Annotated in this window: 3 protein-coding genes; 2 read left to right on the top strand and 1 reads right to left on the bottom strand. The window is 67.1% G+C overall.

Translation table 11 applies throughout. From position 1 onward, the window contains the following. Positions 1-154 precede the first annotated feature (154 nt). Both istA and istB read left to right on the top strand, forming a co-directional pair. Entirely contained in the window at positions 155-1,783 is a 1,629-nt protein-coding gene (gene istA, locus I3F54_RS31750) for an IS21 family transposase (protein ID WP_240122387.1), read from the top strand. Continuing rightward, positions 1,780-2,577, top strand: coding sequence for an IS21-like element helper ATPase IstB (istB, locus tag I3F54_RS31745; RefSeq protein ID WP_193469777.1), 798 nt, complete (start codon positions 1,780-1,782; stop codon positions 2,575-2,577). The genes istA and istB overlap by 4 nt, the downstream gene beginning before the upstream one ends. Before the next feature lie 174 nt (positions 2,578-2,751). Here istB and I3F54_RS31740 read toward each other — a convergent pair whose 3' ends face one another. Next, the gene (locus tag I3F54_RS31740; RefSeq protein WP_240122386.1) at positions 2,752-3,285 is read right to left on the bottom strand and encodes a GNAT family N-acetyltransferase; all 534 of its coding nucleotides are present in this window, start codon (positions 3,283-3,285) and stop codon (positions 2,752-2,754) included. Positions 3,286-3,567 lie beyond the last annotated feature (282 nt).

Genomic DNA, 3,567 nt, shown 5'->3' with positions numbered 1-3,567 from the left:
TGGCTTTATCGAGCAGTAGCGGCGTCGCTTGTCGATGGGTTTGGGAGGCGCCCTGTTCCACGGATGGGTGATGTCGACGAGTTTGGGAGGCACCGGGGTTCTTGCCAGGGCAGCATCGGGATGCTCCTGGTGAAAGGTGCTGGTCATGCCGCGGATGTCGAAGGTCGAGCTGTACGCGGCGATCCGGCGTGACCACCGTGGCGGCATGTCGATGCGGGAGCTTGAGCGCAAGCACGGCGTGACGTGGCGGACGGTGCGGAAGGCGTTGGACTCGTCCTGGCCGGAGCCGCGCAAGAGGCTGCCGCCGCGGGCGACCGGAGTGGACCGCTACAAGCCGGTGATCGACGAGATCCTGCGGGCGGACCTGGACGCGCCACGCAAGCAGCGGCACACGGTCACCCGGATCTTCCATCGGCTGGTCGAGGAACACGGCGCCGATGTCTCCTACGGGATGGTCCGCTACTACGTCGCGGCCCGGAAGCCCGAGATCCTGGTCGAGTCGGGCAAGGCCCCGCTGGAGGCGTTCGTCCCGCAGACCCACCAGCCCGGTCACGAGGCGGAGGTCGACTTCGGTGACGTGACGATCCGCCTCGCCGGCGAGCTGGTGACCTGCTACCTGTTCTCCTTCCGCCTGTCATATTCGGGCAAGGCCGTCCATCGCGTGTTCGCCTCCTGCGGTCAGGAGGCGTTCTTCGAAGGCCACGTCCACGCGCTGCGGACGCTGGGCGGGGTCCCGCAGAGCAAGGTCCGCTACGACAACCTCAAGGCGGCCGTTGCCCGCGTGCTCGGGCTGAGCCGGGCGAGGGTGGAGGCGGACCGGTGGATCGCGTTCAAGTCGCACTACGGCATCGAGAGCTTCTACTGCCGTCCGGGCGTCGAGGGCGCCCACGAGAAGGGCGGCGTCGAGGGCCAGATCGGCTACTTCCGACGCAACCACTTCGTCCCGGTCCCCGAGGTGTCCTCGCTCGCCGAGCTGAACGAGATGGTCGAGCAGTGGGACCGGCAGGATGACGCCCGCCGGATCGGCTCCAGGTCCCGGACCATCGCCGAGGACTTCACGCTCGAACGACCGCTGCTGATGCCGCTGCCTCAGGAGCCGTTCGAAACCGGGCGGCTGTTCACCCCGCGAGTCGACCGCTACGGCCAGATCCCGGTCCGCACGAACCGCTACTCGGTCCCCATCCGGCTGATCGGCAAGCGGGTGAGGGTCATCCTTCACGCCTCTCACCTGGTGGTTTACGACCAGAACGTGGAGGTGGCCCGGCACGAGCGGCTGATCGCCAAAGGCGCCGTCCGTCTTGACCTGGACCACTACCTGGAGGTCCTGGTCCGCAAGCCCGGTGCCTTCCCCGGCTCGACCGCTCTCGAACAGGCCCGCTCGGCCGGCAAGTTCACCCCGGTCCACGACGCCTGGTGGACTCAGGCCATGAAGATCCACGGCGAGCGGGACGGCACCCGCGCGCTCATCGAGGTGCTGCTGCTCGGACGCCACATGACGCACGAACATGTCGTCGCCGGCCTGGCCGCGGCCCTGCGGGCCGGGGCCATGACCGCGGATGCGGTCGCGCTGGAGGCCCGCAAGGCCGCCCAGGTTGAGATCGAGCCCGCACCGGATGCCCGGGCCCTCGGTCAGCCGTCGGCGACGGTGACGTCCCTGCACGAGTGGCGGCTCGCGCATCTTCCACCGGACACCAGGCCGCTGCCTTCGGTGTCTCACTACGACCAGTTGCTCCGACGCCGCCGCACCAGCGGCAGCGGCCACCGTGAGGGAGAAGCGCAGTGACCATGCCCCGACAGCGAGGGTTGACCGAGCAGGCCGCCGACGCCGCGATCGACTCCGCCTGCCGCTTGCTGCGGCTGCCGTCGATCCGCAACGAGTTCTCCGACATCGCCGACCGGGCGATGAAGGACCAGATGACCTACCGCGGCTTCCTCGCCGAACTGCTGATGGCCGAGTGCGACGACCGGGCCCGCCGCAGGTCGGAGAGGCGGATCAAGGCGGCCGGCTTCCCTCGGGAGAAGTCGCTGCGGTCCTTCGATTTCGACGCTAACCCGAACATCGACCCGGCCACCATCCACACCCTCGCCAGCTGCGAGTGGATCAAGAAGAGCCAGCCGCTCTGCCTGATCGGCGACTCCGGCACCGGCAAGTCCCACATGCTCATCGCGCTGGGCACCGAGGCCGCGATGAAGGGCTACCGCGTCCGCTACACCCTCGCGACGAAGCTGGTGAACGAGCTGGTCGAGGCCGCCGACGAGAAGCAGCTGAACAAGACCATCGCCCGCTACGGCCGCGTCGACCTGCTCTGCATCGACGAACTCGGCTACATGGAACTCGACCGCCACGGCGCCGAGCTCCTCTTCCAGGTCCTGACCGAACGCGAGGAGAAGAACAGCGTCGCAATCGCCTCGAATGAGTCGTTCGGCGGCTGGACGAAGACGTTCACGGATCCGCGGCTGTGCGCGGCCATCGTCGACCGGCTGACGTTCAACGGCACCATCATCGAGACCGGCACCGACTCCTACCGCCTCGCGAGCACACGAGCACGAGCTGAGGAGCCCGCGAAGGCTGGCTGACCCCTGCTGCTACCTGCCTCGACGGCCAGCCGCCCCGACGGGCGGCTGGCCGTCCCGTGTCGGCATGCGAGTCAACGTGACGCCGCATCCGCTTCTGCCTGCCGGCGCGAATGGGGACACTTGTCGCCAGGCGGCACTGCACGGATCCGTCCGCAAGGTCAAACGTCGGGTGTGTCAGAGCCGTCTCGTGGTGAACAAGGTGGTCCCGTGTACCGCGTCCACTTCCTTCCGATCGGTCTCGGTGAACCCGACCTTGGCCAGCACTCTGCGAGAAGCGGTGTTCCAGTCCCAGACGGTGGCCCACAGACGTTCGTACCCAGACGATCGCGCCCATCCCAGAACCGCCAACGCGGCCTCGGTCGCGTATCCCTGACGCCAAACTCGGCGTAGCAGCTCGAATGCCAGTTCCGGTTCTCCTACCGATCCTCGCCCGCTGTCGACCAGCCCGCAATAGCCGATGACGTCACGAGACGCCTTCCGTTCGACCGCCAGCAACCCGGTCGACCACACCTTGCTGGTGCGGATCGAATCCTCGAGCTCCGCGACCGTGGGGTGTCCGTCCGCATCGATTCGGCGGTGCGGCGGCACTCGTGGATCACGTTCGGTCCACAGTTCACGCTGGACGACAGCCTCGTCTACCCGCCAAGGCCTGAGGAGCAGCCGACTCGTCTCGAGTGGAACCTCCCTGCCCAGCGCGCCAACAGTCATGACAGCAACCATCTCACGGGCGAACGAGCTGTCGTGCCAAGGGGTATGGCGCCGACCGTAGACGCTCGATATGCGGGACAACCGAGATCCATCCCTGAGCGTCGCCTTGGACCTGTGCACGTTCAGCTGTACCCGGTGGGACACGTTGACCTGTTGCGCCGACATCCCGCTTCGCGGACACGGCAGTGCCGTCATTTCTCCTCGACATCTCCGAGCTCGTTGATCACTAACTGCCTTGGGAAGCCGTCAATAAACGCTGTCCCCAGACATCAACGAAGCCAC

Origin of the sequence: Streptomyces sp. MUM 2J (assembly GCF_022414535.1) — a bacterium.
Taxonomy (GTDB): Bacteria; Actinomycetota; Actinomycetes; order Streptomycetales; family Streptomycetaceae; genus Streptomyces.
Note: the sequence above shows the minus strand (reverse complement) of the source record. Positions and strands in the feature narration are given on the sequence as shown.